Here is a 26,797-nt window from a genome sequence, read left to right on the forward strand (position 1 = left end):
TCACGTCCCCATCGTTTCGGGACGCGCCAGCCGCGGCAAGTCGGTCGGGTGATGCAGACCACTTTCGAAACGGTTCCGTTTCGCTGAAGCTGTCGCTACGGTCGAAGTGTACGAAACAGTTTCGTTCGCCGTGGGCGAGGCGGCGGCGCTGATACGGTCCGGACGGAGGTGTGTGCCATGGGACGCAGCCGGCTGACTCCCGAGCGGGAGGCCGAGCTCTACGACGCCGTACTCGACCTGCTGCGCGAGGTCGGCTACGACGCCCTGACCATGGACGCCGTCGCCGCCCGTACCCGCTCCAGCAAGGCCACCCTCTACCGCCAGTGGCAGGGCAAGCCGGAGCTGGTGGCCAGGGCGCTGCGGCACTGCAAACCGGTGAGCACCCACGATGTCGACACCGGCACACTGCGCGGCGACTTCGCCGAACTGGTGCGCCGCGCCGATGAACACGGAAAGGTGGAGAAGGACGCCGCGCTGATGCGCGGTCTGGGGATGGCCGTCCACGGCAACCCCGATCTCCATCAGGCCCTCCGTGACGTGCTCCTCGACCCCGAGGTGACCGGACTGAACGCGATGCTGCAACGCGGCATCGACCGGGGCGAGATCGCGGCCGACTGCCCCGCGCTGCAATTCGCCCCGCACATGTTCGTCGGTGCGCTGATCGCCCGTCAGCTCATGGAGGGCCGCCCCGCCGACGGCGCGTTCCTGTCCGCCTATCTCGACGCCGTGGTGTTCCCCGCCCTCGGCGTCTGACCCACCCGCCCGACCTTCACCCCAGCCTCCGTACCCGGCACGCCGCTCTCGTCGCCGGGGCGATGGCGCACGCCTCATACCCCTCTCACGACGGGAGCACCCGGTCTCGTGGCCACTTTCCTCTACAAGCTCGGACGCCTCGCCTTCCGGCGGCGCCGCTTCGTCGCCCTCATATGGGTGGCCCTGCTGGCCGTCGCCGGTGTCGGTGCCGCCACCTCCGCCTCCCCCGCCGCCGACTCCTTCTCGGTCCCCGGCACCGAGGCCCAGCGCGCCTTCGACCTGCTCGACCAGCGGTTCCCCGGCGGGAATGCGGACGGCGCCACGGCCCGGGTGGTCTTCCAGGCCCCCAAGGGCGAGACGATGAAGCACCCGGCGAACAAGGCGGCCGTCGAACGCACCGTGCGCGTCCTGCAGTCGGGCTCCGAGCAGGTCGACCGGGTCGCCGATCCGTACGCCGCCAAGACCCTCAGCAAGGACGCTCGCACCGCCTACGCCCAAGTCACCTACAAGGTCACCGGCTTCGAGCTGACCGACGCCTCCAAGGACGCCCTCAAGGACGCGGCCAAGGACGGCCGGAAGGACGGGCTGACCGTCGAGGTCGGCGGCAACGCGCTGCAGGCCATCCCCGAGACGGGCGCCACCGAGGTCATCGGCATCGCGGTCTCCGCCGTGGTCCTCGTCGTCACCTTCGGCGCGCTGATCGCGGCCGGACTGCCGCTGCTGACCGCGCTGATCGGCGTCGGTATCGGCGTCTCCACCATCACCGCGCTGAGCAGCGCACTCGACCTGTCCAAGACGACCTCGACGCTGGCGATGATGATCGGCCTCGCCGTCGGCATCGATTACGCCCTGTTCATCGTCTCCCGCTACCGCGCCGAACTCACCGAGGGCCGGGAGCGGGAGGAGGCCGCCGGACGCGCGGTGGGCACCGCGGGCTCCGCGGTCGTCTTCGCCGGACTGACCGTGGTGATCGCGCTGGTCGGCCTCGCCGTCGTCAACATCCCGATGCTCACGAAGATGGGGCTGGCCGCGGCGGGCACCGTCGCCATCGCCGTCCTGATCGCGCTCACCCTCATCCCTGCGCTGCTGGGCTTCGCGGGGAGAAGAGTGCTGCCCCGCAAGGCACGGGCCGCGAAGGGAGCCGGCGAGCAGGGCACCCCGAACGCCGCCGGCCGGCCCAACATGGGCACCCGCTGGGCGCGGTTCGTGCTGCGCCGCCCGGTCGTCGTCCTCCTCGGCGTGGTGCTCGGCCTCGGCGCCGTCGCGATCCCCGCCGCCTCGCTGGAACTCGGCCTGCCGGACGACGGCGCGCAGCCCACCCACACCACCCAGCGCAAGGCGTACGACCTGCTGTCGGACGGCTTCGGCCCCGGTTTCAACGGCCCGCTGATGCTGGTCGTCGACGGCCGGGACGCGCACCAGGGGCAGAGCGCCAAGTCCGCCGCCGCGCAGGTCGCCAAGAAGGTGAAAGCCCTCGACGACGTGGCCGTCCTCACCCCGCCCACCTTCAACAAGGCCGGCGACACCGCCACGCTCACCGTCGTCCCGAAGTCCAAGCCCAGCAGCGCCGCGACCGAGGACCTGGTCCATGACATCCGGTCGACGACGGCCCACATCGCCACGGACACCGGTGCGCGGACCCTGGTCACCGGCACCACCGCGATGAACGTCGATGTCTCGCAGAAGCTCAACGACGCCCTGGTGCCCTACCTGGCGCTCGTCGTCGGCCTGGCCTTCCTCCTCCTGATGGTCGTCTTCCGCTCGGTGCTGGTCCCGCTCAAGGCGGCGCTCGGCTTCCTGCTGTCGGTGGTGGCGGCGCTCGGCGCGGTCGTCGCGGTCTTCCAATGGGGCTGGCTGGCCGACCTGTTCGGGGTGGAGCAGACCGGACCGATCATGAGCATGATGCCGATCTTCCTGGTGGGCGTGGTCTTCGGCCTGGCGATGGATTACGAGGTCTTCCTCGTGACCCGGATGCGGGAGGCCTTCGTGCACGGCGAACGCCCCGGCGAGGCCGTCGTCACCGGCTTCCGGCACGGCGCCCGGGTGGTCACCGCCGCCGCGGTCATCATGATCAGCGTCTTCGCCGGCTTCATCGGCTCCTCCGACTCGATGATCAAGATGATCGGCTTCGGCCTCGCCGTCGCCGTCTTCTTCGACGCCTTCCTCGTCCGGATGGCCCTGGTGCCCGCCGTCCTGGCCCTGCTGGGCCGCGCGGCCTGGTGGCTGCCCCGGTGGCTCCAGCGGATCCTGCCCAACGTGGACGTCGAGGGCGAGGGCCTGCGCGAGCAGCCCGCCGGCGAACCGGACCCGAGCACCTCGCGTGCTCCGGCCCGCGTCTGACGGACAGTCGCCGCGACGGCCGGCGGCCACCCGCCACCGGTCGTCGCACCGAGACCTCCGGGACCGCTGCATGAGCGGAGCGGCACCCCGGAGCGGGGCGCCCGCCCGTGGGGACGGGAGCGGCGCACCAGGAGGGCCCGGCAACGGCCTCCCCGTGGGGACGGGGGCCGTTGCCGGGCCGTTTGTGTGCCGCTGGGGCCTGTCCGGTGGATCTGACCGAGCCCGCGAAGCAGGCTCTAGACGCCCTGGGTGCCGCTGACCCTGATCGAGATGGACTCAGGGTTTTTCACGAACTCGGGGGCGGGCTCCGGGATTCGGTGGACCGCCTCCCGGAATTTCACTGCGGCTTCGCTGTCCTCCGCCAGCCGCAGACGGGAACCCAGCCTCAGCCAGGCAGTGGCATATTGCGTGCACAGGGTGCGAATCTTGTAAGTAGGCATCTGTGTCTCACCGGCCGCAATGGCGTCGTCGAGGATCGTGTACCAGTCATGACAGCGCTTGGAGGTGGAGTTCTTTTCGTTCTCCTCCAGGGCTGCGGCCATGGATTTCAGCAGCTCGGCCAGGCTGCCGTCGTCGGCCTCCGCGTCGACGTCCTGGAGCATACGCGGCGGGAATTCGGCGTGGGCGGTAGCGACGGGATCGCTCTGCTGGACCGCCTGGATGAGATTGGCCCGAGCGGCCCAGCGGTCGTGCGGGCCGTGCGCCAGTTTGAGGAAGTAGATCCAGGCCTTTTCCTCGGTGTGGAGCCAGTCGCTCAGGACCTCGATGGTGACGGGGCCGTTCATGCTGCGCCGCTGCCAGGTCTGCTCCATGACGTGGGCGGCGTCGATGAGGAGCCGGCGGACGTAGCTGTCCTTGAGGTGACGGACGGTGGAGCGCGGGCGCTCCTGGTCCACCCGCGGGGCGCGCGGGTACGTCGTCCGCTCGAAGTTGAGGAAAACGGGGGTACGGCGCAGCAGGTTCAGGTCCGGGTCTTCGAACAGCATCCATGACCGTTCCAGCATGGTGAAACCGCTTTCGGCCCGAAGCACGGCCTTCTCCAACTGATCGACGGCCAATTCTGCTTGATGCCGGTAGTTCCGAAGCTGGGCCGAGCTCTCGTCCCCGGCGCTCTCGACCTCGGCGGGGAATCTGTTCATCGCAACGGCATAGACGCACGCGGCGTTGTAATGGTCCTGCCACTCCAGGGCGGGCCAGGAGAAAGGACGCCAGATCCTTCGTCTCAAGGCTCTGCGGATGCGGGCCTCGATTTTCTCGGAGGCAAGAGCTGTGGCGCTCCAGCTGAATTCCTGCTCGTGCCGGGAGTAGGCCCGGCCGCACCAGCGGTGGGGCTTTGCATGGTACGGCGGCGGTATCGGCATCTCCCGCTTCTTCTCCAGGTCACTCACCGCCCAGGTCAGCCGAAGAGGAGCCCATACATCGCGGTTGATCACGAGCGTGACATGCGTGCTCGGAAGGGAACAGGCGGAGCCCTGGGCGTACGCAGGCGGCCACAGCAAGCGGATCAGTTGCCTGAGCCAAAGAAGCCAGGTGCATCCCGCGAGGCGCGCAAGCAGGTCGTCCTGCACGAGCCGGTACAACTCCTGAGCGGAAGCCCTCTGGAGGACCACCCGAACCTGTTGCTGCGCATCCTCGTCGGCCTGCGTGGGGGTCAACTGCCGGTCGAGCCACTTCCTCGCGGCTCGTTCGACCTCGTGCTGAGTGTCGTACATCGCGGCCGCACGTGGTCCCTCGTCAGCGAGGGCGAAGTCGACGGCCGCCGGCCAGTAGCGCTCCACCAGGACCCGGCGCAGATCGTTCCGCATCTTGTGGCGCTCATCATCGGAGCGACCCTCATCCTCGATTTCGTACCACTCCTCCACTACTCGCTCCGAGGTGCCCAGAATGATGGCGTTCCGGTAGCGCAGACCGAGCACGTCCTGGAATCGGCGCGGGTGGCAGAGGTAACGGAACCTCCGCGGCGGCAGGCGCCAGCGGACCCACAGCCGGTTGTTGTACCGGTCGGCGGTCTGGCCGTCGAGGGTGAGGCCCCGCTGACAGGTGTCCAGCGCGTCGAGCGGCAGCTCCAGCTTCTCCTGCACGCCGGCGAACTCCGCCCGGATGTAAGGGTTCTGCGGGTCGTACTTCAGGGCGTCGTCGTAACGCTGCAGGGCTTCGTCGTACCGTTGTCGGGAGCTCAGCGACTTCGCTTCCTGGTAGGCGCGCAGCAACTCCGGTGGCAACTCACGGGCCCACCACTGCCGCCAGGGCGGCCGTTTCCCGGCGCTGGTCACCGGCAGCAGCGAGGCCACCACCCAGTAGGCGGCCCGGCAGGTGGCTTGCTCCCAGTCCCGCCCCCACACCGTCGTGGCCCGTGCGCCGCTGAAGACGTACGCCGTGAGCGTCACGGTGATGCCGTACGGCTCGGTTCCGTGCTCGCGTGCCCGGAGCACGCCGCTGATGCGGTAGGCCAGCTTCGGACGCAACCTGCCGAGCAGGCGGGGTATCGCGGTGCCGAACTTTTCGAGATCGACGTCGCCGAGAAGATCGAGGAAGCTGGTGGGCGGTGCCTCCGCGGGGACTGTTGTCGGCGGGTAGAGGCTGCTCTCGGAAAGCTGCATGCGCAGATGGGAGGTCAGGTCGTCGACCGGCGGTGGTGTGGCGTCGGAGGTGGCGTCGACGAGCTGCTGTACGTCCACGGGGCCCGGCTGGTATCCCAGCGCGGATCGCGTGGCGCGCCACCACACGTAGATGGCCAGCAGCACCAGGAGGAGGCCCCCAAGTCGCATGCCGGGGCTGATGTGGCTTCCGCCGAAGAAGGCGGCGAGACCGCTCAGGATCCGTGGAGCCACTTCGCCGGCGACCCAGGTGTGGGTGGCTTCCCCGGCCCACCACGCGGCCGCCAACACGCACAACGTGGTCATCACCGCGGCCCGCCGCCAGGCCGCCACCCGTGGCACGAGAAGCGGTGAGGTGGGGGTGCGGGAGAGCTTCCCGGGGCGTTTCGCCATGACAGCTTCTCCGGGCCTGCTCTTCGGCCAGGGCGTCTCGCTCATCCGGCAGCAGGCCGTCGCAAGGAGATCCTCTGCTTCCAGTCTCCGCTCGTTCGTACGCATGTGCCACAGGGGGACGGCGTCCAGATGGGACCCCGTGCGTAAGCCGCCGTGGCCGTTTCGCATCATGGGTGCTCTTGCAACATATTTGCAGGAGCCGCCACCATGGGTGCGCTGCAGAGCCTGAAGCGGAGAACCCTGAGATGCACGTACCCGATGGATTCATCAATGCGCCGGTGTCGGTGGCGACCGGTGCGGTCGCCGCGGCCGCGGTCGCGGTCAGCCTGCGCGGCGCCCGGCGGGAACTGGCGGGTGCGGCGCAGGGCAGCGGCACGGGTGCCGAGCGCACGGCGCCGCTGGCCGGACTGGTCGCGGCGTTCATCTTCGCCGTACAGATGCTGAACTTCCCGGTCGCGGCGGGCACCAGCGGGCATCTGCTGGGCGGTGCGCTGGCGGCGATCCTCGTCGGCCCGTACACCGGTGTGCTGTGCGTCTCCGTCGTGCTGCTCATGCAGGGCGTGCTGTTCGCCGACGGCGGGCTGACCGCGCTCGGCGTGAACATCACCGATATGGCGATCGTGACGACCGTGGTCGCCTACGCCCTGTTCCGGGGACTGGTGAAGGTGCTGCCGCGCCGGCGCCGCTCGATCACCGTGGCCTCGTTCGTCGCCGCTCTGGTGTCGGTGCCGGCCGCCGCGATGGCCTTCACCGCCCTCTACGCGCTCGGCGGGACCGCGGACGTGCCGATCGGCAAGGTCTTCGCCGCCATGGTGGGCGTGCACGTACTGATCGGCATCGGCGAGGCGGCGATCACCGCGCTGACGGTCGGTGCCGTCATCGCCGTCCGACCCGACCTGGTCTACGGCGCACGCGGCCTGACCGCCCCGCTGGAACTGCGGACCTCGCCGCTCGCCGCCCCGGACGGGGAGCCGGTCGCCGCGCCCGCCCCGGCCGACGAGCCCGCCACCGCCCCGGCCGCCGCGTCCGCCGCCGCACCCCGCCGCTCCGTCCGCCGCGTCTGGCTGGCTGGCCTCGCCGCTGCCTTGGTGTGCGCCGGCGGCCTCAGCTACTACGCCTCCGCCAGCCCCGACGGCCTGGAGAAGGTCGCCCAGGACCAGGGCATCGCCGCCAAGGCCAAGGACCACGCCACCAAGGACTCCCCGCTCGCCGACTACAGCGTCAAGGACATCACCGACCCGCGGCTGGCCGGCGGCCTCGCCGGCGTCATCGGCGTCGGCGCGACACTCGCCGCGGGAACGGGCGTGTTCGTCGTCCTGCGGCGCCGCAAGAGCGCCGGCGCGGGCGAGGCCGCAGCGCCGGCCGCCGAGCGCCCGACGCCGGAGCAGGTCTGAGATGGGCGCAGGTCATGCCCACAAGCTCTACCGGCACGGGCACTCGCCGGTACACGCGCTGCCCGCGCACTGCAAGATCGCCGCGGTCTTCTGCTTCGTCCTGATCGTCGTCTCCACCCCGCGCGAGGCGCTCTGGGCGTTCGGGCTCTACGCGCTGCTGATCGCCGCCGCCGCAGCAGCGGCCCGCATCCCCGCCGGATTCCTCCTCAAACGACTCCTCATCGAAGTGCCGTTCGTCGCCTTCGCCCTGCTGATGCCGTTCGTCGCCGAGGGCCCGCAGGTGGACGTCGGCGGCCTGAGCCTGAGCGCATCCGGCCTCTGGGGCGCCTGGAACATCCTCGCCAAGGGGACGCTGGGCGTCGCCGCGTCCGTCCTGCTCGCCGCCACCACCGAACTGCGCGAACTCCTGCTGGGCCTCCAGCGCCTGCGGATGCCTCCGCTGCTCGTCCAGATCGCCTCCTTCATGATCCGCTACGGCGATGTGATCACCGACGAGATGCGCCGGATGCGGATCGCCCGGCTCTCCCGCGGCTTCGAGGCGCGCGGCCTCCGCCACTGGGGCGTGCTCGCCAAGTCCGCCGGCGCGCTGTTCATCCGCTCCTACGAGCGCGGTGAGCGCGTCCACCTCGCCATGGTCAGCCGCGGCTACACCGGCACCATGCCCGTCATCGGCGCGGTCACCGCCACCCGCGCACAATGGACCCGCGCGGCCGCCCTCCCGTTCGCCGCGCTCGCCGTCTGCCTCCTGGGATGGACCCTTTGAGCACCACCACGCCCGCACCCGCCCCCTCCCTCGCCGTCTCCCGGCTCGCCTACGCCTACCCCGACGGCCACCAGGCGCTCTTCGGCGTCGACCTGACCGTCGGCCGCGGCGAACGCGTCGCCCTCCTCGGCCCCAACGGCGCCGGCAAGACCACCCTCGTCCTCCACCTCAACGGCATCCTCGAAGCGGGCGCCGGCACCGTCGCGGTCGCCGGCCTCCCGGTCGCCAAGGAGAACCTCGCGGAGATCCGCCGCCGCGTCGGCATCGTCTTCCAGGACCCCGACGACCAGCTGTTCATGCCCACCGTGCGCGAGGACGTCGCCTTCGGGCCGGCCGCCGCGGGCCTGCGCGGCGCGGAACTCGACGCCCGCGTCACCGAGGCACTCACCCGGGTCGGCATGGCGGACTTCGCCGACCGCCCCCCGCACCACCTCTCCTTCGGCCAACGCCGCCGGGTCGCGGTCGCCACCGTCCTGGCGATGCGCCCGGAAATCCTCGTCCTCGACGAGCCGTCCTCCAACCTCGACCCGGCCTCCCGCCGCGAACTCGCCGACATCCTGCGGTCGTTGGACGTCACCGTCCTGATGGTCACGCACGATCTGCCGTACGCGCTGGAGCTGTGCCCGCGGTCCGTCGTGCTCTCCGGCGGCGTGCTCGTCGCCGACGGCACCACCCAGCAACTGCTGTGCGACGAGGACCTGATGCGCACCCACCGCCTGGAGCTCCCCTTCGGCTTCGACCCGCGCTCGGTCGACGTCCCGCTTTGACCCACCACGGCGCCCGGGCCGTGTGACGAACGCCACCCGCCACCGTCCTGGTCATCAGCACTGATCCGCGCGTTGCACCATGGATGGGTCACGAAAGCGACGGATGAGTGGGAAGCAGGAATCAGTGGTGGACGTCCAGGGCACGGTCGAGGACGGCTTCGAGCCGGTCCGGGACGCCTTCATGGCCAACTTCGCACGGCGCGGCGAGCGGGGTGCGGCGGTCGCCGTCTACCAGCACGGGCGCAAGGTCGTCGACCTGTGGGGCGGCACGAAGGACGGCGATGCCCAGGGAGAGGCCGCGCCCTGGGAGGCCGGTACGGCCCAGGTGATCCGCTCCGCCTCCAAGGGCATCGCCGCCGTCGTCCCGCTGCTCCTGCACCAGCGCGGACAGCTCGACCTCGACGCGCCGGTCGGCACGTACTGGCCCGAGTTCAAGGCCGCCGGCAAGGAACGGGTCCTGGTCCGCCATCTGCTCTCGCACCGTGCCGGGCTGCCGGTGCTGGACACCCCGCTCACCCCCGCCGAGGCCATCGACGGGGTCAGCGGCCCCGCCGCGGTCGCCGCGCAGGCACCCGTCTGGGAGCCCGGCACCGATCACGGCTACCACGCCCAGACCTACAGCTGGCTGCTCGGCGAGCTGGTGCGGCGGATCACCGGCCGTACCATCGGCAACTGGATCGCCGAGGAGATATCCGGCCCGCTCGGCCTCGATCTGTGGCTCGGCCTCCCCGAGGCGGCCCAGTCCCGCGTCGGCCGCCTCGCCGCCGTCGAGACACCGGCCCCGCCGGCCGCGACGGGGCTCCGGGTCCGCCCGAAGCCCTCCGTCGCCGAGGCGTACGCCGATCCCGACTCGCTCACCAGCCGTGCCTTCGCGGCGATCTCTCCGGCCCCCGACGAGAACGCCCCCGCCTACCGGGCCGCCGAGCTGCCCGCCTCCGCGGGCATCGCCACCGCCCGTTCCCTGGCCCGCTGTTACGCCGCCCTCATCGGCCCCGTCGACGGCCACCCCCGCCTCTTCGCCCCCGCGACCCTCACCCTCGCCCGCACGGAGGAGTCCGCCGGCCTCGACCGCACGCTGCTCGTTCACACTCGCTTCGGCCTGGGCTTCATGCTTAATGGCTCCGCCTCGCCTCTCCTGGGACCTGGCTCGTTCGGTCATCCTGGCCGTGGGGGCGCCCTGGCCTGCGCCGACCCGGAGACGGGGCTTGCCTTCGGCTACGTCACGAATGGGATGCAGCGGAATGTGACGGCGGATCCTCGTCCCCAGGGGTTGCTTCGCGCTCTTTCCCGCGTTGTCGGGTGACCCGCCGTGTTTCTTCTGTGAGTTGTTGCCCGCCTTCGGCGGGGGCGAGGTTGGTTGTGGGGTGGGGCCCCGGTTGCTGTGTGGTGGGTGGCGGGGGCAGGGGCTCCGGGGTGGGTGTGTGGACTGCTTCGCTTTACGTCCACACACCCACCCCTCCGCCCCTACCCCCTCCCGCCGTTGTGGGGCCCCACCCCGGTGGGGGTGCAGAAGAAAAGACAAAAGCCAGAAGCTCGGCCGGAGTACGACGCGGCCGAGCTTCTGGTCTTTAACAGATCCCTCACCGGGCGGGGGTCGCCTTCCCGGACGGGAGGTGGTGGGCCGGAGGGGGTGGGTGTTCGGACGTAAAGCGAAGCAGTCCGAACACCCACCCCCGGAGGCCCGCCACCGCCACCCACCACACACACCCAGCGGCCCCCGCCCAACCCCCCACCCCGCCGAAGGCGAAACGGAAAACTGCCCCGCAGCCGAATACGTAAGCCGGGCTGCCAGCCACCCCCCGCCGAAGGCGAAACAACCGACGAGGCCTGGCGCCGCAGCCGAGTACGTCCGCCGGGCCGCCAGGCACACACGCCGAAGGCGAAAACAACAGACGAGGCACGGCGCCCCAGCCGAGTACGTCCGCCGGGCCGCCAGGCTCCTACGTCAACATGAGGCCGATCCCGATAACCATCAGCCCCGCCGCCGCGATCCGCGGCGCCCCGAACCGCTCCTTGAAGAAGACCGCGCCGATCGCCGCCCCGACGATGATCGAGGACTCCCGCAACGCGGCGATGGGGGCGAGCGGGGCGCGCGTCTGGGCCCACAGGACCAGGCCGTACGCGAAGACGGAGAGCACGCCGCCGGCCAGGCCACGCAGGGCGACGGGGCGCAGCTCCGTGAGGAGTTGGCGGCGGCGGGTGGCCAGCGCGTAGGCGGGGATCACGGTGCCTTCGAGGATCATCAGCCAGGCGATGTAGCCGAGGGAGCTGCCGGAGGCGCGGACGCCGAGGCCGTCGACGGTGGTGTACGAGGCGATGGCCAGGCCGGTGGCGAGCGCGGCGAGGATGGCCGGCCAGTGGGGGCGCGTACCTGAGCCGCGGATGCCCCACAGGGCGACGCCGACCAGGCCCGCGGAGGCCAGCGCCACCCCGGCCAGTGCCCAGGGGCCGGGGACCTCGTGGACGAAGACGGCGGCCAGGACGGTGACGACCAGCGGGGCGGTGCCCCGGGCGATGGGGTACATCTGGCCGAAGTCGCCCAGGCGGAACGACTGCATGAGCAGCGCCTGGTAGACGATGTGCAGCACGCCGGAGGCCAGCAGGTAGGGCCAGGCGCCGGCCGCGGGGAGCGGGGTGACGGCGGCCATGGCGAGGCCGCAGAGCGCACCGCCGCCGCCGACCAGGGTGAAGGCCAGCAGCTGATCGCGGATGCCGTGGGCGAGGGCGTTCCAGCTGGCGTGGGTGACGGCGGCCAGCAGGACGGCCGCGACGACGAGCGGCGTCACGAGGTGCGCTCGCGCACGTCCACGACACGGCCCTGGGCGTACTCGATCAGGGCAGCGGGGTCGAGCGGGAACACGGTGTGCGGGGTGCCGGCGGCGGCCCAGACCGTATCGTGCGCGAGCAGCCCGCGGTCGGCGAGTACGCGGGTGCGGGTGCGGTGTCCGAAGGGCGGTACGCCGCCGATGGCGTAGCCGGTGGCGGCGCGGACGAGTTCGGCGTCGGCGCGGCCGACCGTACAGGCGCCGAGTTCCGCGCGCAGGCGTTCCACGTCGACGCGTGCGGAGCCGTCCACGAGAACCAGCACCGGCTCCTGGTCCGCCGTGAAGATCAGCGACTTGACGATCTGGGAGAGCTCGCAGCCGACGGCCGCGGCGGCCTCGGCGGCGGTGCGGGTGGCCTCGGGGAAGCGGCGGACCTCGACGGTCAGGCCGAGTTCGGCGAGGGCCTCGGCGAAGCGGGGGTGAGCCGGTGAGGTGGTGGCGGTCTCCAGGGGGGTACTGGACGCGGAATCGCTCATGGCCCGCACGCTAACGAAAGCTGTACGGGCCATGCGACCTTCTTTTGGCCGATGAGACGAGGCGCACGCGGCCGTGCGCCCCGCTCCCTCAGCCGGCGGTGAGGATGGCGCGGACCACCGGGCCCGCGTTGGAGCCGCCGTGACCGCTCGCCGGGACGACGGCCGCCGCGGCGAGGTCGTCGCGGTAGGCGGTGAACCAGGCGTTGGGCTTCTTCTGGTTGTCGACCTCGGCCGAGCCGGTCTTGGCGCCGACGTCACCGCTGACCCCGGCCATCGCCTCGGCGGCCGTACCGGAGGTCGCGGTCAGCTTCATCAGCGACTTCAGGCCGCTGAGGGTGGACGGCTTCATCGTGCGGGAGGCCTTGGCGAGCGTCCGGTTGTCCAGCGACGGCGCGACGATGTACGGCTGGTGGAAGGAGCCGGCCCGGACCGTCGCGGCGAGCGAGGCCACATTGAGCGGGTTCATCCGCACCCCGCCCTGACCGATCAGCGAGGCCGCCATCTGGGCGTCGTGCTGCACCGGCACCGCACCGTCGAAGGTGGGGATGCCGGTCTGCCAGTTCAGGCCGATGCCGAAGACGTCCCGGGCCTCGTTGGTCAGATCGCTGTCGGAGAGGTCCTTGGCGTGCGAGATGAAGGCGTTGTTGCAGGATGCGGCGAAGCTCTGCGCGAAGGTGCCGTCCTTGATCTCGGACTTGTCGAGGTTCTGGAACTTCCAGCCGCCGACGGTCACGTACTTGGGACACGGGTTCTTCTTGCCGGGCGAGGTCAGGCCCTTGTCCATGAGCAGCGCCGAGGTCACGATCTTCATCGTCGAGCCGGGGGCCAGCGACCCCTGGGTGGCCAGGTTGAAGCCCTTTTCCGGGGAGTTGGCGATCGCCAGGATCTCGCCGGTGCTGGGCTTGACCGCGGCCGCGGAGGCGGACTTCTTGCCCTTGACCGCCCGCTCGGCCGCCGACTGCATCGCGGCGTCCAGGGTGGTCTTGAGCGTGCCCGGCGTCCCCTTGGAGAGCACCTTCAGCGTCTTGTCGGGCAGCTGGTCGGCGGGCTTGGCGCTCTTGGCGCGCTGGATGAACAGCTCCACGCCGGGCTTGCCGTCGGTCTTGTCGCCGTACTTGTCGCGCAGGCTGTCCAGCACCCCGGCGAGCGCCGGATGCGCCTGGGGGGTCAGTGCGGCGCCATGGCGGTCCACGGCCTTGATCGGCGGCGCCTCGGCGTCGCCGGTCCGCAGCTGGTCGCCCTTGGCCAGGCCCGGGTGCAGCACCGTCGGCCGCCAGGCGACCTGCGGCTTCCCGGTGTCCGTGGCCCGCTGCACGGTCGCTGACGTGCGGTACGAGTAGGGCGCCTTGGTGCCCTTGTAGTCGATCTGCGCGGAGACGGTGTACGGCACCTTGTCGCCGTCCGGTGTGCCGGGCGTCACCGTCATCTTGGAGAACTTCGCCTGCTTGCGGAAGGCCTCCAGCGCGCTCTTGCAGGTCGCCGGGTTGTCCGTCAGCGCGGCCGCTTTGGCGGCGTCGCCGGACTGCCAGGCGGACAGGAACTGCCGCGACGCCGTCTGCACTTCCTTGGCCGACAGCGGACCGGTCGGCACCTTGGTCCCCTTGTCGCCCGACTTGGCATCCGCCGCCCTGACCTCCTGCGACGAGTCGTCCGAGCCGCCGAACAGCGTCAGGCCGCCCACAACTCCCGCCACCAGGGCCACCGATCCGCCGATCAGCCCGTACATCACCTCACGGCGCATGCCAACGATTCCCTCCTGAAGTCTCGTCCTTGGATACGCACACAAGAACGTGCTTCGCACTCTAAGGGACACGGGGAGGCCGTGAGTCTCGATCAGGGCACGGTCCGGTGACGCGCTGTTGTAAGCCTGTGACAGAACTGTCGAATAAGCCGGTTCACACCCAGGTGTCGAACCACATCCGGTGGTGCCAGGCCGACTTGGGGATCGGCATACCCGTATAGAGCGGATAGAAGTAGATGAAATTCCACACGATGAGGAGGACCAGGACACCGGCCCCCACCGCGCCGACCGTGCGGCGCCGCTCCGTCGACCCCGGGGGCCCGATGAGCGCGCCGATCATCATCGCCAGCGCCAGACACAGGAACGGGACGAACACCACCGCGTAGAAGAGGAAGATGGTCCGCTCCTGGTAGAGGAACCACGGCAGATAGCCTGCCGCGACCCCGCAGGCGATGGCCCCGGCCCGCCAGTCCCGCTTGAACAGCCAGCGGTAGAGCACGTAGAGCAGCGCGAAGCAGGCCGCCCACCACAGCAGGGGGGTGCCCAGCGCCAGCACCTCGCGGGCGCAGCCCTCGGCCGCCGTGCAGCCGTCCTGGCCGGCCTTGGGGTCCTCGTAGAAGTACGAGACCGGGCGGCCCAGGACCAGCCAGCTCCACGGGTTGGACTGATAGGCGTGCGGGGTGGTCAGTCCGGTGTGGAAGGCGTAGACCTCGGTCTGGTAGTGCCACAGGCTGCGCAGCCAGTCCGGCAGCCAGGTCCAGGCGCCGGTACGGCCCTCCGGGGTGGTCGCCCAGTCGCGGTAGTAGCCGCCCTTGGTGGCGATCCAGCCGGACCAGGACGCGAGATACGTGGCGAGGGCGAGGACGACCGTGGACCCGAACGCGGGCAGCACATCGCGGCGGAGGACCGACCGGAAGGGGCGGCGGGCACCGGCCGTACGGCGGGCCGCGACGTCCCACAGCACCGACATCAGCGCGAACGCGGCGAGGTAGTACAGACCGTTCCACTTCGTCGCGGCGGACAGGCCCAGACACAGCCCCGCCGCGATCCGCCACGGCCGCCACCCCAGCCGCAGGCGGTCACCCACCGCGTCGTCCGGGCGGGCCGCCCCCGCCCCGTACCCGGTGTCCTCGGCGAGCGGCAGCGCCGCCGCCAGCCGGGCCCGGGTGCGGTCCCGGTCCACCAGCAGACAGCCGAACGCGGCCACCACCCAGAACATCACGATCAGGTCGAGGAGGGCGGTGCGGCTCATGACGAAGTGCAGCCCGTCGACCGCCAGCAGGGTCCCGGCCAGACAGCCCAGCGCCGTCGACCGCAGCAGCCGCCGGCCGATCCGGCAGACCAGCAGCACCGACAGCGTGCCGAGCAGCGCCACCATGAACCGCCAGCCGAAGGGGTTCATCCCGAAGGCCCACTCGCCCAGCGCGATCAGCCACTTGCCCATCGGCGGATGGACGACGTACGAGTGCTCCGGCGAGAGCAGCAGCTGCGGCGGGTGCCCGACCAGCGCGTCATTGGCGTTCTTGGCCCAGGTGCCCTCGTAGCCGTACTGGAGCAGCGACCAGGCGTCCTTGGGGTAGTACGTCTCGTCGAATATCACCTTCCGCGGGCTGCCGAGGTTCCAGAACCGCAGCACCCCGGCGAACACCGCCACCAGCAGCGGACCGGCCCAGCCCGACCAGCGCGCCAGCCGGGCCGCCGCGTCCGGGCCCGCGCCGAACACCGCCCACAGGCGGCCGCTCGGCTCGGGGAAGGGGGGCACCAGCCGCGCCCGGACATCGGGCTGCGGGCCGGCGGGGTACCCGAAGCGGCGCAGCCGCCGCCGCCACACGGGCGGCCGCCCGGCCGGCTCCGGGGCGTGCTGCGCGGCGGCGTCGGTCGCGGTGGTGTCACTCGTCACGCGGCCCATCGTAGGGAAGCCGCCTGTGCACCTGCGGGGAGCGCCACCGTGCGAACCGGCGGGTCGGGGCGCGGCGGCCTCCTGGGAGGATGGGCGGGTGACTGGAACGCTGGTACTTGCAGGGACGCCCATCGGCGAGATCGCGGACGCGCCGCCGCGGCTCGCCACCGAGCTGGCCGCCGCGGATGTGATCGCCGCGGAGGACACCCGGCGGCTGCGCCGGCTGACCCAGGCGCTGGACGTCCAGCCGTCCGGGCGGATCGTGTCGTACTTCGAGGGCAACGAGGCGGCCCGGACGCCCGAGCTGGCCGAGGCGCTGGCCGGCGGGGCGCGGGTGCTGCTGGTCACCGACGCGGGGATGCCCTCCGTCTCCGACCCGGGCTACCGGCTGGTCGCCGCGGCCGTCGAGCACGACATCAAGGTCACGGCCGTACCGGGTCCCAGCGCGGTGCTCACCGCCCTGGCCGTCTCCGGTCTGCCGGTGGACCGCTTCTGCTTCGAGGGGTTCCTGCCGCGCAAGGCCGGCGAGCGGCGCACCCGGCTGCGCGAGGTTGCCGATGAGCGGCGCACCCTCGTCTACTTCGAGGCACCGCACCGCCTGGACGACACCCTGGCCGCGATGGCCGAGATCTTCGGCGCGGACCGGCGCGCGGCGGTCTGCCGCGAGCTGACCAAGACCTACGAGGAGGTCAAGCGCGGGCCCCTGGACGACCTCGCGTCCTGGGCGGCGGAGGGCGTACGCGGCGAGATCACGATCGTCGTCGAGGGGGCGCCGGAGGCCGGGCCGCAGGAGCTGGACGCCGAGGAGCTGGTCCGCCGGGTGCGGGTCCGCGAGGAGGCCGGGGAGCGCCGCAAGGAGGCGATCGCCGCGGTCGCCGCGGACGCGGGGCTGCCCAAGCGGGAGGTCTTCGATGCGGTGGTCGCGGCAAAGACCGCGCAGAAGAACTCGGCGAAAACCGACTCATCAGAAGGTAAATGACTGGCCTCGAAGGTAAAGGGTGTGGCTGCGCGATCGGGTGTTTTTCCTGCCGCGGGCCAAAACTGGGCCAATACGATAGAAGCACTACTGCGCTGTGGCCGGAAAAGGCGTTCCCTGGGTGAGGGGCGAACGGTTCCCCGAAGACCTTGTCCAGCGGACAAGAGGAGCGCACATGAGTGAGATCGCGAAGGCCACCGGCGTCACGACCAGCGAAGACCGCACCCTCTCCAGGCCCGAGGCCGCCGCCCACGAGGCGTACTCCTTTGCCTGCATGCGGTGCGGCCACGGCTGGGAGCAGGCGTACGAAATAGTCCATCAGGTCGACGGCAAGGGCGAGCAGCACGTCGTCTACTACGCCGACGGCGAGCGGGTTCCCTCGCCGCTGACCCACCCCTCCTGCCTGAACTGCAGCAGCAATATCGTGCGGATCATGCGTTCCGGGCAGGTCTCGATGGTCTCCGACGCGATCGCGAACATGCACCAGCGCCAGCACGGCAGCGAGAAGCGCAAGGAACCGGCCCCCGGGGCGGACACCGGCGGCGGCAGCACCGCCGAGGACACCGGCCGCCACCACTGGCACCTCTCCGACCTGCTGCACCCCTTCCAGCACCACCGCAAGTGAGGCCCACGCCACGGCCCTCGTAGGATCGCGGCCATGGCACCGCAGGACAAAGACACTCCGCCGCCGCTGCCCGAACCGCTTCGGGTGGCGGTGGCGGATTCGCACACCCACCTGGACATGCAGGATTCGACCGTCGACGAGGCGCTCGCCAAGGCCGCCTCGGTCGGGGTGACCACCGTCGTCCAGGTGGGCTGCGATCTGGCGGGTTCGCGGTGGGCCGCCGAGACCGCGGCCGCGTACGACAGCGTGCACGCCACGGTGGCGCTGCATCCCAACGAGGCGCCCCGGATCGTGCTCGGTGATCCGGACGGCTGGTCGCGGCAGGGTGCGAGGGAAGCCGGCGGGGACGCCGCGCTCGACACCGCGCTTGCCGGGATCGACGAGCTGGCCGCGCTGCCGCAGGTCAGGGGCGTCGGCGAGACCGGCCTGGACTACTTCCGCACCGGCCCCGAGGGCATGGCCGCCCAGGAGCGCTCCTTCCGCGCCCACATCGAGATCGCCAAGCGGCACGGCAAGGCCCTGGTCATCCACGACCGGGAGGCCCACGACGACGTGCTGCGGATCCTGCGCGAGGAGGGCGCCCCCGAACGGGTCGTCTTCCACTGCTACTCCGGTGACGCCGCGATGGCCGAGATCTGCGCAGCGGCCGGCTACTTCATGTCCTTCGCCGGCAACGTCACCTTCAAGAACGCCCGGCACCTGCGGGAGGCCCTCGCCGTCGCCCCGCCCGAGCTGGTGCTCGTCGAGACCGACGCCCCCTTCCTCACCCCCGCGCCGTACCGCGGACGGGCCAACGCCCCGTACCTCATTCCGGTCACCCTGCGGGCGATGGCCGAGGTCAAGGCGATGACGGAAGACGCGCTGGCCACCGCCGTCGCGGCGAACACGGCGCGGGCCTTCGGCTACTGAGCGGCCGGCGGCCTGCGGTGGCGGGCGCTGACGGGCCCGCCACCGGCACCACCGGCCCCTCGCGGCAATCGGAGCCCCCCCGGAACGACCACTATCCGTACTGGTCCGACTTTGGAGAGTGACCGACCACTCCGCTACATTCCGGCCGTCAACCGCAGCCGGGGCATGTGGAGCGCGCCGTGAGTCATTCGCAGAGCAGCCACCGCGTCGCGCGCGGCCGTCGCAGACGTCGCGCCGAACACCCCGAAGCGCTGCGCCGGCTGCTGCCCAGAGCGCTGGTCGTCGCCTTCCTCGCCGGCGGCACCACCGCCTTCATCGCGCACGACAAGGCCGTCCGGCTCACCGTCGACGGCACCCCGCGCACCCTGCACACCTTCGCCGACGACGTCGACGACCTGCTGGCCGACGAGCATCTCGCCATCGGCGCCCACGACATCGTCGCCCCCGCCCCCGGCACCGCACTCGGCAGCGGCGACGAGATCGTCGTCCGCCACGGCCGCCCGGTCGTCCTGACCATCGACGGACAGCGCCGCACGGTGTGGACCACCGCGGACACCGTCGCCGGCGCCCTCCACCAGCTCGGCGTGCGCGCCGAGGGCGCCGTGCTGTCCGCCGACCGTTCCCGGCGCATCGAGCAGCACGGCATGGAGCTCGCGGTCCGCACCGAACGCTCGGTGGTCATCGTCGCCGACGGCCGGGAACACCGGGTCCGCACCAACGCCGCCACCGTTCGCGAGGCCCTGGCCGAGGCCGGCCTCGCGCTGCGCGACCAGGACACCACCTCGGTGCCGCCGGAGAGCTTCCCGCGCGAGGGCCAGACCATCTCCGTACTGCGGATCACCGGCTCCAAGGAGGTCCGCGAGGAGCGCCTCCCGTTCCGTACGATCCTGCGGGCCGATCCCCGGCTGGCCCGCGGCGTCCGGTCGGTCGTCCAGCAGGGACGGTTCGGCGTGCGGCGGGTCACCTACCGGGTGCGCACCGTCAACGGCGTCCGGCAGAAGCCGAAGCGGCTGCACAGCAAGATCGTGCACGCTCCCCGCCCGCAGATCGTGCACCTCGGCACCATGGTGCTGCCCACCTCCGTCCGCGGCGCCGACCATCTCGCCTGGCACGCGCTGGCGCAGTGCGAGACGGGCGGGCGGCCGAACGCCGTCGACGCGACGGGCACCTACGGCGGGCTCTACCAGTTCGACGGCGGCACCTGGCGGGCCCTCGGTGGCCGCGGACGTCCGCAGGACGCCTCCCCCCAGGAACAGACCTACCGGGCCAAGAAGCTCTACATCAGAAGGGGGGCGAGCCCGTGGCCGGTCTGCGGCCGTAAGCTTCACGGGTGAACGAGCGCACCGAGGCTTTGGCATGAGCAAGAGCACCACCGACGATTCCGGTCCCCTGCTGGGCGCCGCCGACATCCGCGAGCTGGCCGCCGCGCTGGGCGTCCGTCCCACCAAGCAGCGCGGCCAGAACTTCGTCATCGACGCCAACACCGTCCGCCGGATCGTGCGGACCGCCGAGGTCCGGCCCGACGATGTCGTGGTCGAGATCGGCCCGGGTCTCGGCTCGCTGACGCTGGGACTGCTGGAGGCCGCCGACCGGGTCACCGCCGTCGAGATCGACGAGGTGCTGGCGGACGCGCTGCCCGGCACCGTCGCGGCCCGGATGCCCGACCGCGCCGACCGCTTCGCGCTGGTGCACAGCGACGCCATGCACGTCACCGAGCTGCCCGGCCCGGCGCCCACCGCGCTGGTCGCCAACCTCCCCTACAACGTCGCGGTGCCGGTACTGCTGCACATGCTCGCGGCCTTCCCGACCATCGACCGCACCCTGGTCATGGTGCAGTCCGAGGTCGCCGACCGGCTGGCCGCCCGCCCCGGCAACAAGGTCTACGGCGTGCCGTCGGTCAAGGCCAACTGGTACGCCGAGGTCAAGCGGGCCGGCGCGATCGGCCGCAACGTCTTCTGGCCCGCACCCAACGTCGACTCCGGCCTGGTCTCCCTCGTCCGCCGCGACAAGCCGATCGAGACCTCGGCGAGCCGCGACGAGGTCTTCGCCGTCGTCGACGCGGCCTTCGCCCAGCGCCGCAAGACGCTGCGGGCCGCGCTGTCGGGCTGGGCCGGCTCGGCCGCCGCGGCGGAGTCCGCCCTCGTCGCCGCCGGCGTCTCCCCGCAGGCCCGCGGCGAGGCACTGACCGTCGAGGAGTTCGCGCGGATCGCCGAGCACAAGGGCCCGGGCGGCGCGCCGGGCATCCGCCAGTCACGGGGAGAGCAGGCAGCAGGGGGAGAGCAGGCATGACGACCACCACCTCGATCACCGTCCGGGTCCCGGCCAAGGTCAACGTCCAGCTGGCGGTGGGCGCCGCCCGCCCGGACGGCTTCCACGACCTGGCGAACGTCTTCCTCGCCGTCGGCCTCTACGACGAGGTCACCGCCACCCCCGCCGCCACCCTCCGGATCACCGCCGAGGGACACGACGTCGACCGGATCCCCCTGGACCGCACCAACCTGGCGGCCCGCGCCGCCGAACTCCTCGCCGCCCGGCACGGCATCGAGCCGCACGTCCACCTCCACATCCGCAAGGACATCCCCGTCGCGGGCGGCATGGCCGGCGGCAGCGCGGACGCCGCCGCCGCCCTCCTGGCCTGCGACACCCTCTGGTCGGCGGGCGCCTCGCGCGAGGAACTCCTCGACATCTGCGCCGAGTTGGGCAGCGACGTACCGTTCAGCCTGGTCGGCGGCGCAGCCCTGGGCCGCGGCCGCGGCGAACTCCTGACCCCCCTCCCCGTCGGCGGCACCTTCCACTGGGTCTTCGCGGTGGCCGACGGCGGCCTGTCCACCCCGGCCGTCTACGGCGAGTTCGACCGGCTGACGGCGGGGACGGAGGTGCCGGAACCGGAGGCGGCGCCTGAGCTGCTGGCCGCCTTGCAATCCGGCGATGCCGCTGCGCTGGCCGCTGCACTTGTGAATGACCTGCAGCCTGCGGCGCTGTCCTTGCGGCCGTCGCTGAGCGCGACGTTGGCGGCCGGTACCGCGGCCGGGGCGCTGGCTGCGTTGGTGTCCGGCTCGGGGCCGACTACGGCCTTCCTGGTCAAGGACGCGGAAGCGGCCGGGGGCGTGGCGCAGGCGTTGCTGGCGTCGGGGACGTGCCGTCAGGTGCGGGTGGCGGATTCGCCTGCGGCGGGGGCCGTAGTGGTTTAAGGCGGCGGGGCGGGGACAGTTCTCGAAACTGTCGCGGCAGCAATGTCATCGCGGGCCCAAGTCCCGTACCCGCCATGCCGGTTCGGCGAACAGGCGCCGTGACGAGAGGGGATGGCATGTCGCAGACCGAGGGTCCACGACTGTTCCGGGAAAGCTGGATCGCGGGAGTGCACGTCCACTTCCCCGGGGAGCCGAAAGCCGGCTACGTCACTCCGTGGGACGACACCCCGCAGCGGGAGCGCGAGGCAGCCGGGTCGGTCTACGAGCAGGTGCGCCAGTTCATCGAGATCAGCGACGGGCACACGTCCAGGCTGTCCCGGGAACAGAAAGGCCGGTTCGTCGCGACCTGCTGGACGGCCCAGATGTTCAAGCACTTCGACGACCCGAAGCCGGGCTACGTTGCGGACTGGCCCGACCTCCCGGCTTGGCAGCAGGAGACCGACGCCGACATTTTCGAGGCCATCGAGAAAGCGCTGAGCTGACCACATAGAAGGGTTTCTTGGTGGTCAGCCGACTGGAAGCGCTCAGGCGCCCGGGAGTGCTCAGACGCCCGGGAGGTCGGTGTCCTTGACGGCGGTGACGAAGTTGGACCAGGTGGTGGCCGGGAAGACGATCGCCGGGCCGTGGGGGTCCTTGGAGTCGCGGACGGGAACCAGGCCGTCGAGGCCGTCAACCACCTCGACGCAGTTCCCGCCGTCGCCGTTGGTGTAGCTGCTCTTGCGCCAGACGGCGGTGCTCAAGTCAATCCGGTTGTTTGTCACTTCGGTAGTCCTCTGCGGCCGCCTCGATCATGGTCAGGGACGCCTCAGGAGCGAGTGCGGCGGCCCTGAGCCGATCGTATGCCTTGCGGTATTTCTTCACGAGGGCCGGATCGTCGATCGTGTCGCCGCTGTACTGCGATTCCAGGTAGGCCAGCGGCGGAGCATCCGGAAAGGTCGTGAGCTGCAACAAGCCCACCGCCATGAGGGGGTGCGGTCCGCAGTTCCACGGAAGGACCTGTGGAACGATCCGGCGCCTCCGCGCCAGCTCCGCGATGCGGTCGAGCTGATCAGCCATCTCGGCCGCAGGAATGACCGGGCAGCGCCACACGTACTCGGGCAGGATCACCCAGTACTCAGGGGTCTTCCGGTCTCCCTCGAAGAGGTGGGCCCTCGCCATGCGGGCGCTGACTTTCTCCTCCACCTCCTCGTCGGGCGCCAGCGGATGGGTCGCCCGCACCACTGCCCGCGTGTACGGCTCGGTCTGCAACAACCCGGGGATGAGGGTGGGACACCACTCCTCGATGGTCTCCGCGTACTTCTCCGCCTCCAAAGCGCGCTCGAAGTACTCGGCATGGCCAGTCCGCTTCGCCTTCCGCACGTCCTCGCAACGCCGCTGGAAGAAGCCGTCTGTCTTGAGCACCTTGTCCACGTGCTCGGCCAGGTCCGCCGGCATCCGCCGTTCGCCGCGCTCGATCTCGCTGAGGTGGCTCGGGCCGTAGAAGCTGCCCTCGACCAGCTGCTGGAGCGTGAGCCCGGCCAACTCCCGCTGGTAGCGCAGCTCCGCGCCGTAAAAGGTGGGGACTCCCGCCGAGCCGTCAATGTCCTTGCGTCGTGCCACGGTTCACCGCCGTACGTAGAGCTGATTCCCAGTCGTTGCGGACGAGCCCCGGCGGTTCCCACATCTCCACCACTTCACACCGCGCATTCCCCGGACCACGGCCGGGAGCCCAACCCCCTTTCACGCTACGCCGCGTCACGGCACTCTGTAAGCGGTTCGTTGCTATGCGTAAAGAAAGGCGGGGTCCATGCCCCTCGACCGCTCCCTCCCCGACGACGTGCACGAAAGCGCCGAAGAGCTGCGCACCGCGCTGAAGGACCACGGCATCACGCTGCCGTCGCTCGGCGTCGATCTGCCCGGCTTCGCGGGCGTCTACAGCGTCTCGCTCGTCGCCCTCGGTAACTGCAACGCGGCCACCGCCCGTCGGCTCGCCGAGGTTCTCCGCAAGGCGGCCGCCCGTTGAACGGTGGGCCGGGTCTCGTCCGGACCACCCTCGGAAAGCTGCTGAGCTGGTTACTTCCGGGGCGGGGCGGCCATCGGGCCACCACCGGTACCGGTGGGCTCACCGCCACGGCCTGGTCCCCGGCGGCTCCGGCGCGGCGTCGCCTCGTACGCGTCCGCCGGGTACCGCCCGGTCTTCTTCCGCCGTCATGCGGTGCGGACAGCGGCCTCGTCCGGCCGTACGTCCCTGCCTCGGAGGCGCGGCAGCGATGTACGGATCAAGAGGCCCGCCGCCGGGAGCTGGACGAGTCCGTGCGGAGGCTCAACACCTGGTCGTCCAATGGGGGCGGGCGCCGCTGAGGCACCCCGAGGGGCCGAAGGTCAGGACGCGGCGGCCTCAGCCAGCACCCCGGCCACCAGCCGCCCCGCCCGTACCGCATGTTCCGCCGTCGTCGGCACGCAGCGGTCCGCCGCCGGGTCGTACTCGGCCATGATCACGCCTGCGTGGTCGGTCTCCGGCTCCTGGAGGGTCACCGCGCGGCCCGCGGCCCGTAGTGCCTCCGCGAGGTCGTGGGAGTACCGGGCCGCCAAGACGGTGTCGCGGCTGCCGTGGACGAGGTGGACCGGGACGCCCGGGTCCCGGCCGGCGGCGAGGTCGGTCAGTGGTGCGGTGCCGGTGGTCCGCGCCGGCAGGTCGTAGCGGCCGGCCACGCCCACCACGGCCCGCGGTCGCCATCCGTCCGCGAGCTCGGGGCGCAGGGCGACCCCCAGCGCGGTCCCGGCCCCGGCCGACCACCCGGCCAGAACGCACGACTCCCCCTCGCCGCCCAGCCCGCCCGCTTCCTTGCGGGCGAAGGCCAGCGACTCCAGCAGGTGCGCCCGGCCGCCGTCCGCGGCGTCCGAGCGCCAGTCCGGGACCAGGACCAGCAGGCCGCGCTCCGCCGCCGTCCGCGCCAGGGGTTCCATGACGTCCCGCTCGTCGGGGCCGATGCCGTGCCAGAGCAGCACGGTGGGCGCCGGCCCGGAGGAGGCCCCCGCCGGCCGGTACACGTCCAGCTGCTTGCCGCTCGGGCCGTAGATCAGCCCGCGTACCGTCTCCACTGCCATGCCCATGTCCGGTGCCATGACGGCACGTTATCCAACGGGCCGGAGCGGCGCCCGGGCGCCTACGAGGCCGGTGCCACCACCCGCCGCGCGCCGGTGCCCCGGGTACGGAGCACCGGCTCGGCGGCGGGACGCTTCCGTATGCCGACTACGCTGGGAAGGTCGCCCGATGTGAACCGCAGGAGTGAGATGGCCGTCAACCTCGTCAATCTGGAAGCCGTCGGCAAGGTGTACGGAACCCGTGCCCTGCTGGACGGTGTCTCGCTCGGCGTCAACGAGGGGGACCGGATCGGCGTCGTCGGGCGCAACGGGGACGGCAAGACCACCCTGATCCGGATCCTGGCCAAGCTGGAGGACGCGGACGACGGCCGGGTGACCCACTCCGGTGGCCTGCGCCTGGGCGTCCTCACCCAGCACGATTCGCTCGACCCGGCCGCCACCATCCGGCACGAGGTCATCGGCGACCTCGCCGACCACGAGTGGGCCGGCAACGCCAAGATCCGCGACGTGCTCACCGGCCTCTTCGGCGATCTGCACATGCCCGGCTTCACCCAGGGCCTGGACACGGTCATCGGCCCGCTCTCCGGTGGTGAGCGCCGCCGCATCGCGCTGGCCAAGCTGCTGATCGCCGAGCAGGACCTGATCGTCCTCGACGAGCCCACCAACCACCTCGACGTCGAGGGCATCTCCTGGCTGGCCCGCCACCTCCGGGCCCGCCGCTCCGCCCTCGTGGTCGTCACCCACGACCGCTGGTTCCTCGACCAGGTCTGCACGCGCATGTGGGACGTCCAGCGCGGCGACGTCCACGAGTACGAGGGCGGCTACAGCGACTACGTCTTCGCCCGGGCCGAGCGCGAGCGGATCGCCGCCACCGAAGAGGTCAAGCGGCAGAACCTGATGCGCAAGGAGCTGGCCTGGCTGCGGCGCGGCGCCCCGGCCCGTACGAGCAAGCCGCGGTTCCGCATCGAGGCCGCCAACGAGCTGATCGCGGACGTCCCGCCGCCGCGGGACAGCGCCGAGCTGATGAAGTTCGCCAGCTCCCGCCTCGGCAAAACCGTCTTCGAGCTGGAGGACGTCAGCGTCCAGGCCGGGCCGAAGGTCCTCCTCAAGCACCTGACCTGGCAGCTGGGGCCCGGCGACCGGATCGGCCTGGTGGGCGTCAACGGCGCCGGCAAGACCTCACTGCTGCGGGCGCTGGGCGAGGCGGCCCGGACGCAGGGCGAGGTGCAGCCGGTGGCCGGCCGGATCACCGTGGGCAAGACCGTCAAGCTGGCCTATCTCTCCCAGGAGGTCGGCGAGCTCGACCCGGCGCTGCGGGTGCTGGAGGCCGTGCAGCGGGTGCGCGAGCGGGTCGACCTGGGCAAGGGCCGCGAGATGACCGCCGGCCAGCTCTGCGAGAAGTTCGGCTTCACCAAGGAGAAGCAGTGGACGCCGGTCGGCGACCTCTCCGGCGGTGAGCGCCGCCGCCTGCAGATCCTGCGTCTCCTCATGGACGAGCCGAACGTCCTCTTCCTCGACGAGCCCACCAACGACCTCGACATCGAGACCCTGACCCAGCTGGAGGACCTCCTCGACGGCTGGCCCGGCTCCCTCATCGTCATCAGCCACGACCGCTACTTCATCGAGCGCACCACCGACCGCGTGCACGCCCTGCTGGGCGATGCCACGCTGCGGATGCTGCCGCGCGGTCTGGACGAGTATCTGGAGCGCCGCCAGCAGGTCATCGACGCCGCGACACCGGCTCCCGCCCAGCAGAGCGCCGCGCCCAAGAAGGCCGCCGCCGTCAACCGCGCCGCTCAGAAGGAACTCCAGAAGATCGAGCGCCAGTTGGACAAGATCGGCGACAAGGAGACCAAGCTCCACGCCCAGATCGCCGACAACGCCACCGACTTCGAAAAGGTCGCCGGCCTCGACGCCCAACTCCGCGAACTGAGCACGGAGAAGGATGAGCTGGAGATGCGGTGGCTGGAGTTGGCGGAGGACGTGTAGGGACGGACGGCGCGCGCGGCCCCTGGAGCGCGCGCCGCCGGTCACCGCGGGGAAGTCCTTCCGGCCACACGGCG

At 71.4% G+C, this 26,797-nt stretch carries 23 protein-coding genes; 15 read left to right on the forward strand and 8 right to left on the reverse strand.

The genetic code is table 11. The features are described 5' to 3' along the window. The first annotated feature begins 177 nt into the window (after positions 1–177). Positions 178–753 carry a TetR/AcrR family transcriptional regulator gene (locus CPH93_RS20405; protein ID WP_096213648.1) on the forward strand — a complete coding sequence of 192 codons (576 nt, stop codon included), beginning with the start codon at positions 178–180 and terminating at the stop codon, positions 751–753. A 108-nt stretch (positions 754–861) separates the two neighbouring features. Further along, a complete protein-coding gene (locus tag CPH93_RS20410) occupies positions 862–3,093 on the forward strand; it encodes an MMPL family transporter (protein WP_096213649.1) in 2,232 nt (743 codons plus the stop codon). Between the two features lie 236 nt (positions 3,094–3,329). Here CPH93_RS20410 and CPH93_RS20415 read toward each other — a convergent pair whose 3' ends face one another. Next, complete coding sequence (locus CPH93_RS20415) at positions 3,330–6,083, reverse strand: tetratricopeptide repeat protein (protein WP_096213650.1); 2,754 nt, start codon at positions 6,081–6,083, stop codon at positions 3,330–3,332. Positions 6,084–6,328: 245 nt separating this feature from the next. On the opposite strand from CPH93_RS20415, the gene CPH93_RS20420 reads away from it, so the two are divergent. The 4 genes from CPH93_RS20420 to CPH93_RS20435 all read left to right on the forward strand — a co-directional run bounded on the left by CPH93_RS20420 (position 6,329) and on the right by CPH93_RS20435 (position 10,310). Continuing rightward, positions 6,329–7,477 carry an energy-coupling factor ABC transporter permease gene (locus CPH93_RS20420; RefSeq protein WP_096213651.1) on the forward strand — a complete coding sequence of 383 codons (1,149 nt, stop codon included), beginning with the start codon at positions 6,329–6,331 and terminating at the stop codon, positions 7,475–7,477. Between the two features lies 1 nt (position 7,478). Next, a complete protein-coding gene (cbiQ, locus tag CPH93_RS20425) occupies positions 7,479–8,240 on the forward strand; it encodes a cobalt ECF transporter T component CbiQ (protein WP_096213652.1) in 762 nt (253 codons plus the stop codon). Continuing rightward, complete coding sequence (locus tag CPH93_RS20430) at positions 8,228–9,007, forward strand: energy-coupling factor ABC transporter ATP-binding protein (protein WP_173909848.1); 780 nt, start codon at positions 8,228–8,230, stop codon at positions 9,005–9,007. The genes cbiQ and CPH93_RS20430 overlap by 13 nt, the downstream gene beginning before the upstream one ends. Positions 9,008–9,110: 103 nt before the next feature. Continuing rightward, positions 9,111–10,310 carry a serine hydrolase domain-containing protein gene (locus CPH93_RS20435; protein WP_093483642.1) on the forward strand — a complete coding sequence of 400 codons (1,200 nt, stop codon included), beginning with the start codon at positions 9,111–9,113 and terminating at the stop codon, positions 10,308–10,310. A gap of 637 nt (positions 10,311–10,947) precedes the next feature. Here the strand turns inward: CPH93_RS20435 and CPH93_RS20440 are convergent. The 4 genes from CPH93_RS20440 to CPH93_RS20455 all read right to left on the reverse strand — a co-directional run bounded on the left by CPH93_RS20440 (position 10,948) and on the right by CPH93_RS20455 (position 15,958). Continuing rightward, positions 10,948–11,793: a DMT family transporter gene (locus tag CPH93_RS20440; protein ID WP_096213653.1), complete on the reverse strand. Its 846-nt coding sequence runs from the start codon at positions 11,791–11,793 to the stop codon at positions 10,948–10,950. Then, positions 11,790–12,308, reverse strand: a complete 519-nt coding sequence (locus tag CPH93_RS20445) for a YbaK/EbsC family protein (protein ID WP_231976900.1) — start codon at positions 12,306–12,308, stop codon at positions 11,790–11,792. The genes CPH93_RS20440 and CPH93_RS20445 overlap by 4 nt, the downstream gene beginning before the upstream one ends. A gap of 88 nt (positions 12,309–12,396) precedes the next feature. Continuing rightward, entirely contained in the window at positions 12,397–14,049 is a 1,653-nt protein-coding gene (locus tag CPH93_RS20450) for a penicillin-binding transpeptidase domain-containing protein (protein ID WP_093483640.1), read from the reverse strand. A gap of 154 nt (positions 14,050–14,203) precedes the next feature. Further along, a complete protein-coding gene (locus CPH93_RS20455; RefSeq protein WP_096213655.1) occupies positions 14,204–15,958 on the reverse strand; it encodes a dolichyl-phosphate-mannose--protein mannosyltransferase in 1,755 nt (584 codons plus the stop codon). Positions 15,959–16,046: 88 nt separating this feature from the next. Between CPH93_RS20455 and rsmI the strand changes: the two genes are divergently transcribed. From rsmI to CPH93_RS20490, 7 genes are all read left to right on the forward strand, one after another. Then, a complete protein-coding gene (rsmI, locus tag CPH93_RS20460; RefSeq protein WP_096213656.1) occupies positions 16,047–16,928 on the forward strand; it encodes a 16S rRNA (cytidine(1402)-2'-O)-methyltransferase in 882 nt (293 codons plus the stop codon). A gap of 172 nt (positions 16,929–17,100) precedes the next feature. Further along, positions 17,101–17,550: a hypothetical protein gene (locus CPH93_RS20465; RefSeq protein WP_093483637.1), complete on the forward strand. Its 450-nt coding sequence runs from the start codon at positions 17,101–17,103 to the stop codon at positions 17,548–17,550. A gap of 33 nt (positions 17,551–17,583) precedes the next feature. Next, positions 17,584–18,459, forward strand: coding sequence for a TatD family hydrolase (locus CPH93_RS20470; protein ID WP_096213657.1), 876 nt, complete (start codon positions 17,584–17,586; stop codon positions 18,457–18,459). A 179-nt stretch (positions 18,460–18,638) separates the two neighbouring features. Next, the gene (locus tag CPH93_RS20475) at positions 18,639–19,793 is read left to right on the forward strand and encodes a resuscitation-promoting factor (RefSeq protein WP_093483635.1); all 1,155 of its coding nucleotides are present in this window, start codon (positions 18,639–18,641) and stop codon (positions 19,791–19,793) included. 22 nt (positions 19,794–19,815) lie between these two features. After that, the gene (gene rsmA, locus CPH93_RS20480; protein WP_096213658.1) at positions 19,816–20,748 is read left to right on the forward strand and encodes a 16S rRNA (adenine(1518)-N(6)/adenine(1519)-N(6))-dimethyltransferase RsmA; all 933 of its coding nucleotides are present in this window, start codon (positions 19,816–19,818) and stop codon (positions 20,746–20,748) included. After that, complete coding sequence (locus CPH93_RS20485) at positions 20,745–21,650, forward strand: 4-(cytidine 5'-diphospho)-2-C-methyl-D-erythritol kinase (protein ID WP_096213659.1); 906 nt, start codon at positions 20,745–20,747, stop codon at positions 21,648–21,650. The genes rsmA and CPH93_RS20485 overlap by 4 nt, the downstream gene beginning before the upstream one ends. A gap of 116 nt (positions 21,651–21,766) precedes the next feature. Further along, positions 21,767–22,132, forward strand: a complete 366-nt coding sequence (locus tag CPH93_RS20490; protein WP_096213660.1) for a hypothetical protein — start codon at positions 21,767–21,769, stop codon at positions 22,130–22,132. A 60-nt stretch (positions 22,133–22,192) separates the two neighbouring features. Here the strand turns inward: CPH93_RS20490 and CPH93_RS20495 are convergent, their stop codons facing one another. Both CPH93_RS20495 and CPH93_RS20500 read right to left on the reverse strand, forming a co-directional pair. Then, positions 22,193–22,390 carry a DUF397 domain-containing protein gene (locus tag CPH93_RS20495; RefSeq protein WP_173909850.1) on the reverse strand — a complete coding sequence of 66 codons (198 nt, stop codon included), beginning with the start codon at positions 22,388–22,390 and terminating at the stop codon, positions 22,193–22,195. A 1-nt stretch (position 22,391) separates the two neighbouring features. Next, the gene (locus CPH93_RS20500) at positions 22,392–23,249 is read right to left on the reverse strand and encodes a helix-turn-helix domain-containing protein (protein WP_093483629.1); all 858 of its coding nucleotides are present in this window, start codon (positions 23,247–23,249) and stop codon (positions 22,392–22,394) included. A 187-nt stretch (positions 23,250–23,436) separates the two neighbouring features. Here CPH93_RS20500 and CPH93_RS20505 point away from each other — a divergent pair, with 187 nt between their 5' ends. Then, entirely contained in the window at positions 23,437–23,652 is a 216-nt protein-coding gene (locus CPH93_RS20505; RefSeq protein ID WP_096213661.1) for a hypothetical protein, read from the forward strand. Positions 23,653–24,011: 359 nt separating this feature from the next. On the opposite strand, the gene CPH93_RS20510 is transcribed toward CPH93_RS20505, so the two are convergent. Next, positions 24,012–24,755: an alpha/beta hydrolase gene (locus CPH93_RS20510; RefSeq protein ID WP_096213662.1), complete on the reverse strand. Its 744-nt coding sequence runs from the start codon at positions 24,753–24,755 to the stop codon at positions 24,012–24,014. 168 nt (positions 24,756–24,923) lie between these two features. Between CPH93_RS20510 and CPH93_RS20515 the strand changes: the two genes are divergently transcribed. Further along, on the forward strand, positions 24,924–26,723 hold the full coding sequence (locus CPH93_RS20515; protein ID WP_096213663.1) for an ABC-F family ATP-binding cassette domain-containing protein: 1,800 nt from the start codon (positions 24,924–24,926) through the stop codon (positions 26,721–26,723). Positions 26,724–26,797: the final 74 nt, after the last annotated feature.

It is taken from the genome of Streptomyces sp. 2323.1 (assembly GCF_900221035.1).
GTDB lineage: Bacteria > Actinomycetota > Actinomycetes > Streptomycetales > Streptomycetaceae > Streptomyces > Streptomyces sioyaensis.

What these genes read in the sequence shown, in the direction of transcription:
- rsmA (WP_096213658.1), top strand. Translation starts at nt 19,816, where the DNA reads ATGAGCAAGAGCACCACCGACGATTCCGGTCCCCTGCTGGGCGCCGCC.
- CPH93_RS20435 (WP_093483642.1), top strand. Translation starts at nt 9,111, where the DNA reads ATGAGTGGGAAGCAGGAATCAGTGGTGGACGTCCAGGGCACGGTCGAG.
- CPH93_RS20405 (WP_096213648.1), top strand. Translation starts at nt 178, where the DNA reads ATGGGACGCAGCCGGCTGACTCCCGAGCGGGAGGCCGAGCTCTACGAC.
- CPH93_RS20515 (WP_096213663.1), top strand. Translation starts at nt 24,924, where the DNA reads ATGGCCGTCAACCTCGTCAATCTGGAAGCCGTCGGCAAGGTGTACGGA.
- CPH93_RS20445 (WP_231976900.1), bottom strand. Translation starts at nt 12,308, where the DNA reads ATGAGCGATTCCGCGTCCAGTACCCCCCTGGAGACCGCCACCACCTCA.
- CPH93_RS20510 (WP_096213662.1), bottom strand. Translation starts at nt 24,755, where the DNA reads ATGGCACCGGACATGGGCATGGCAGTGGAGACGGTACGCGGGCTGATC.
- CPH93_RS20455 (WP_096213655.1), bottom strand. Translation starts at nt 15,958, where the DNA reads ATGGGCCGCGTGACGAGTGACACCACCGCGACCGACGCCGCCGCGCAG.
- CPH93_RS20420 (WP_096213651.1), top strand. Translation starts at nt 6,329, where the DNA reads ATGCACGTACCCGATGGATTCATCAATGCGCCGGTGTCGGTGGCGACC.
- CPH93_RS20430 (WP_173909848.1), top strand. Translation starts at nt 8,228, where the DNA reads ATGGACCCTTTGAGCACCACCACGCCCGCACCCGCCCCCTCCCTCGCC.
- cbiQ (WP_096213652.1), top strand. Translation starts at nt 7,479, where the DNA reads ATGGGCGCAGGTCATGCCCACAAGCTCTACCGGCACGGGCACTCGCCG.
- CPH93_RS20415 (WP_096213650.1), bottom strand. Translation starts at nt 6,083, where the DNA reads ATGGCGAAACGCCCCGGGAAGCTCTCCCGCACCCCCACCTCACCGCTT.
- CPH93_RS20490 (WP_096213660.1), top strand. Translation starts at nt 21,767, where the DNA reads ATGTCGCAGACCGAGGGTCCACGACTGTTCCGGGAAAGCTGGATCGCG.
- CPH93_RS20470 (WP_096213657.1), top strand. Translation starts at nt 17,584, where the DNA reads ATGGCACCGCAGGACAAAGACACTCCGCCGCCGCTGCCCGAACCGCTT.
- CPH93_RS20505 (WP_096213661.1), top strand. Translation starts at nt 23,437, where the DNA reads ATGCCCCTCGACCGCTCCCTCCCCGACGACGTGCACGAAAGCGCCGAA.
- CPH93_RS20485 (WP_096213659.1), top strand. Translation starts at nt 20,745, where the DNA reads ATGACGACCACCACCTCGATCACCGTCCGGGTCCCGGCCAAGGTCAAC.
- CPH93_RS20465 (WP_093483637.1), top strand. Translation starts at nt 17,101, where the DNA reads ATGAGTGAGATCGCGAAGGCCACCGGCGTCACGACCAGCGAAGACCGC.
- CPH93_RS20450 (WP_093483640.1), bottom strand. Translation starts at nt 14,049, where the DNA reads ATGCGCCGTGAGGTGATGTACGGGCTGATCGGCGGATCGGTGGCCCTG.